The organism is Endozoicomonas sp. SESOKO3 (assembly GCF_024606255.1).
In genome coordinates this window covers 1-5,406 of sequence record NZ_JAHHPR010000052.1, presented here as the reverse complement: position 1 = coordinate 5,406, position 5,406 = coordinate 1, and the positions used below count along the sequence as shown (strand labels likewise).

Below are 5,406 nucleotides of genomic sequence, written 5' to 3'. Positions count from 1 at the left end.
TTAAATTGTTTCGTCCATCCCTGTCATGGCGCTTGTCAATTCCGGCAATCTTCCGGTTCATCTGATAGCAGAGCGCCCGATTGTGATCAAAGTTCGACAGACCACACAGTAGCAATGCCCGGACAAAGCTCATGCCCTCATGGGGTCGACTCAGACGGGATCGCCATAAACTCAAAGGTTGCAGGGACAATCGATAAAAAAGTCCCTGCCGGGCAAGCCATTTGCAACTTGATAATATTCGGGGAGGATGGCCAGCTGCTGCAATGTGGGAAGGTCTTCAAGAATGCAAAATCACTGTCGCGTCACAAAGGCAGCTGCCACTCTGGGCAAAAAACCTGTGATCTGACGGTGGTCGGAGAGGATGGTCAACTGCAGCCGTGCGGGACGGTCTGCAAGAATGCTAACGTTCTGAAGTATCACAAAAGCAGAGAACACACGGGACAACAAACCTGTGATGTACCCGTGATCGGGAGGGATGGTCTGCAGCGGCTCTGCGGGAAGGTCTGCAGAAATGCTGCAGTTCTGTCCTCTCACAAAAGCGGACAGCACACCGGGGAAAAAAACTGTGACGTGATTGTAATCGGGCAGGATGGCCAGCCGCGGCCATGCGGAAAGACCTGCAGAAATGCCGCAACTTTGTACGTTCACAAAAGAGTACAGCACAGCAGGCAAAAAACCTGTAACGTTTCCGTGATCGGTGAGGATGATCAGTCGCGGCCATGCGGAAAGGTCTGCATGAATGCTAACGCCCTGATGAATCACAAAAAAAGAGACCACGGCAGGCAACAAACCTGTGACGTGATCGTAATCAGGGAGGATGACCAGCCGCGGTTATGCGGAAGGGTTTTTAAGAGTGCCAACAGCCTGTTGGCTCACAAAAGTGGATACCATAGCGTGCAACAAACTTGTGACATGACCGTGACCGGGGAGGATCGCCAGCCGCGGCCATGCGGAAAGACCTGCAAGAATCTTCAAGCTCTGTCGAATCATAAAATGAGATACCACACCGGGCAACAAATCTGTGACGTGACCGTGGTTGGGGATGGCCAGCCGCGGCCATGCGGAAAGGTCTGCAAGAATGCTCACGCCCTGTCGAGTCACAAAATCGGATACCACACCGGGCAACAAACCTGTGGCGTGACCGTGACCGGAGAGGATGGCCAGCCGCGACCATGCGGAAAGACCTGCAAAAATGCTCAAGCCCTCGCGAGTCACAAAAGAATGCATCGAAAACGCAAGCCTTCTGTTGAGGATCTGAACGATGACTTCTGTCCTTGATCTGACAACCGCACTTTCATGAGGTTTTCTTGATCTATCCTTTTTCTGTAAAAACCAGAATGCAGGGATAGAATTATTAAACACTCACTCTTTGCGGCACTGCAATTGCTGTTACTGACGTTGTCTGTCGTCTGTCAGGCCGGACCGTTGACAGAACGTTTTATTGTCGATACCAAAGACACTACACTATGCTCCAACCCTTATTCAGGGATATGTGTAAAAGTGGTTGCCGTTGTCGTTTCGCTTTTGAAAAGCTATTGGAACCCCGATTTACCGTCGTTTAACTCGGTGAAACTTCGGGGAACCAGTCAGGATCGCCCGCTTGCTATCACCACTATGATGCCCGGCTCTGGACAGAACGAACAACCCAACCCGCCATCAGAATCGTCCGGGCAGGAAGTCCTCCCTATACCTGTAGGCTTTTTCAGTGGCCATCTGTATTCTGATTCTGGCGGAGATAATGGAGCCCCTGAACAACAGTCACATACGTTGGGTTTAAATTGTTTCGTCCATCCCTGTCACGGTACTTGTCAATTCCGGCAGTCTTCCGATTCATCTGATAGCAGAACGCCCGATTGTGAACAAAGTTCGACAGACCACACAGTAGCAACGCCCGGACAAAGCTCATGCCCCCATGGGGTTGACTCAGACGGGATCGCCATAAACTCAATGGTTGCAGGGACAATCGATAAAAACGTCCCTGTCGGGCAAGCCATTTGCAACTTGATAATATTCGGGGAAGATGGCCAGCTGCTGCAATGTGGGAAGGTCTTCAAGAATGCACAATCACTGTCGCGACACAAAGGCAACTACCACTCTGGGCAAAAAACCTGTGATCTCAGTGTGGTCGGGGAGGATGGTCAACTGCAGCCGTGCGGGACGGTCTGCAAGAATGCTAACGTTCTAAGGTATCACAAAAGCAGAGACCACACGGGACAACAAACCTGTGATCTACCCGTGATCGGAAGGGATGGTCAGCAACGGCCCTGCGGGACGGTCTGCAGGAATGCCGCAGTTCTGTCCGTTCACAAAAGCGGACTGCACACCGGGAAAAAAAACTGTGACGTGATTGTAATCGGAGAGAATGGCCAGCCGCGGCCATGCGGAAAGGCCTGCTTAAATGCCGCAGCTCTCTACGTTCACAAAAGCCGACGGCACACCGGGCAACAAATCTGTGACGTGGTCGTGGTTGGGAAGGATGGCCATCATCGGCGATGCGAGATCACCTGCGAGAGTACTCAAGACCTGTCAAATCACAAAAGACGATATCATACTGAGCAACAATCCTGTGACGTGGACGTGATCGGGAAGGATGGTCAGTTGCGGCCATGCGGAAAGGTCTGTAAGAATGCTCAGGCCCTGACGAATCACAAAAGTGCGTTCCACACCGGGCAACGAACCTGTGACGTGACCGTGATCGGGGAAGATGGCCAGCCGTGGCCATGCGGAAAGGTCTTCAAGAGTTCTAAATCCCTTTCGAGTCATAAATACGGATACCACACCGGGGAACAAACCTGTGACTGGACCGTGATCGGTGAGGATGGCGAGCCACAGCCATGCGAAAAGGTCTGCAAGAATGCCAGAGCCCTCAGGGATCACAAAAGAAGACAGCACAACGGGGGACGGACCTGTGACGTGACCGGGATCGGGGAGGATGACCAGCCACGGCCATGCGGAAAGACCTGCAAAAATGCTCAAGCCCTCTCGAGTCACAAAAGAATGCATCGAAAACGCAAGCCTTCTGTTGTGGATCTGAACGATAACCTTTGGCCTTAATCTGACAACCAGCCCTTTCATGAGGTTTTCTTGATCTATCCTTGCTCTGTAAAAGCCAGAATGCAGAGATAGAATTATTAAACTCTCACTCTTTGCGGCACTGCGGTTGCTGTTACTGAAGTTGTCTGTCGCCTGTCAGGCCGAACCGCTGACAGAACGTTTTATTGTCGAGCTTGTGCAAAGTGCAGTTTTTCCAAATCAGAGCTTTTCTATAAAGTTTGACCGGCAAACATTACCGGACAGACCCTCACACATTGCCGACACAAACGGCTATACAGAACCTGATTTTCTATCTGATAGCAAACCACCCGGACCTGACAGTGACGGGATGAAAACGACCATCATTGAGTCGGTTTCATGGCAATGGCTTTACGCCACGAATCTGCTGGTTGTTTATGAACTGATTCTGACCACCAAAGACACTCTTCTGAGCTCTAACCCTTATTCAGAAATATCTGTAAAAGTGGTTGCCACTGTCGGTTCGCTTTTAAAAAACTATTGGAACCTCGATTCATCGTCGTTTAACTCGGTGGAACTCCGGGAGACCAGTCAGGATCATCCGTTCACGATCACTACTATGATGCCTGGCTCTGGACACAGCCAACAACCCAACTCGCCATCAGAATCATCCGGGCAGGAAGCCACGGAGGCCCTCCCTCAACCTATAAGTTTTTTCAGTAGCCTCCCGTATTCTGATTCTGGAGGGGATAATGGAGTCCCTGAACAATACCCGCATACTTTGGGTTTAAATTGTTTCGTTCATCCCTGTCGTGGGGCTTGTCAATTCCGGCAGTCTTCCGGTTCATCCGATAGCAGAGCGTCCGATTGTGAAGAAAGTTCGACAAGCCCTACAGTAGCAACACCCAGACAAAGCTCATGTCCTCATTTGGCCAATAGATACTGCTCTATTTGCAACCCTGTTAACGGGGTCACCATAGACACAATGGTTGCAGGGAAAATCGAAAAAAACGTCCCTGCCGGGCGAGCCATTTGCAACTTCATAATATTCTGGGAGGATGGCCAGCTGCTGCAATGTGGGAAGGTCTTCAAGAACGTAAAATCACTGTCGTGTCACAAACGCAACTACCACTCCGGGCAAAAAAACTGTGAACTGACTGTGGTTGACGAGGATGGCCAACTGCAGCCGTGCGGGAAGGTCTGCAAGAATGCTATCGCCCTGTCGTATCACAAAAACAGAGACCACACGAGACAAAAAACCTGTGACGCGCCCGTGATCGTGAGGGGGCTACAACGGCCCTGCGGGGCGGTCTGCAGAAATGCCGCAGCTCTGGCCATACACAAAAGCGGACTGCACACAGGGGAAAAAACCTGTGACGTGATTGTAATCGGGGAGAATGGACAGACGCGGCCATGCGGAAAAGCCTGCAGAAATGCTTCAGCTCTGTCCGTTCACAAAACCCGACAGCACACCGGGCAACAAATTTGTGACGTGGCCGTGGTTGGGGAGGATGGCCATCAGCGACAATGCGAGATCGTCTGCGATAATAATCAAGACCTGTCGAATCACAAAAGACGATACCATACCGGGCAACAATCCTGTGACGTGAACGTGATCGGGGAGGATGGTCAGTCGCGGCCATGCGGGAAGGTCTGCAAGAATGCTCAAGCTCTGTCGGATCACAAAAGTGGATACCACACCGGGCAACGAACCTGTGACGTGACCGAGATCGGGGAAGATGGCCAGCCGTGGCGATGCGGAAAGGTCTTCAAGAACTCTAAAGTCCTCTCGAGTCACAAAAGCGGATACCATACCGGGGAACAAACCTGTGACGTCACCGTGATCGGTGAGGATGGCGAGCCAAAGCCATGCGGAAAGGTCTGCAAGAACGTTAAAGCCCTTTCGGATCACAAAAGAAGAAACCATACCGGGGAACAAACCTGTGGCGTGGCCGTGGTCGGGAAGGATGGCCAGTCTCGGTCATGCGGAAAGATCTGCAAGAATGCTCACGCCTATGCGAATCATAAAAGAATCGCTCACACCGGGGAACAAACCTGTGACCTGTCAATAGTCGGAAAGGATGGCCAGTTGCAGCCGTGTGGGAAAGTCTTTAAGAATGCTCTATCTCTGTCATCTCACAAAAACAAAATTCACTCCGGACAAAAAGCCTGTGACATAACAGTAGTCGGGGAGGATGTTCAGGAGCGACCATGCGGGAAGGTCTGCAAGAATGCTCAAGCTCTGGCGGATCACAAAATAAGACACCGAAAACGCAAGTCCCCTATTGTGGATCAGGACGGTGACCTCAGTCGTTGATCTGACAAACGTCCTTTCATGTGGTTTTCTTGATCTATCCTTGCTCTGTAAAAGCCAGAATGCAGGGATGGAATTAT

General features: G+C 51.2%; 3 protein-coding genes. All 3 read left to right on the top strand.

The features are described from left to right. A partial coding sequence (locus KDK18_RS00885) for a hypothetical protein (protein WP_257252515.1) occupies positions 1-1,278 on the top strand: 1,278 nt, incomplete at its 5' end. A 105-nt stretch (positions 1,279-1,383) separates the two neighbouring features. Next, entirely contained in the window at positions 1,384-3,054 is a 1,671-nt protein-coding gene (locus tag KDK18_RS00880) for a hypothetical protein (protein ID WP_257252514.1), read from the top strand. Positions 3,055-3,160: 106 nt separating this feature from the next. Next, positions 3,161-5,329: a hypothetical protein gene (locus tag KDK18_RS00875; protein ID WP_257252512.1), complete on the top strand. Its 2,169-nt coding sequence runs from the start codon at positions 3,161-3,163 to the stop codon at positions 5,327-5,329. Positions 5,330-5,406 lie beyond the last annotated feature (77 nt).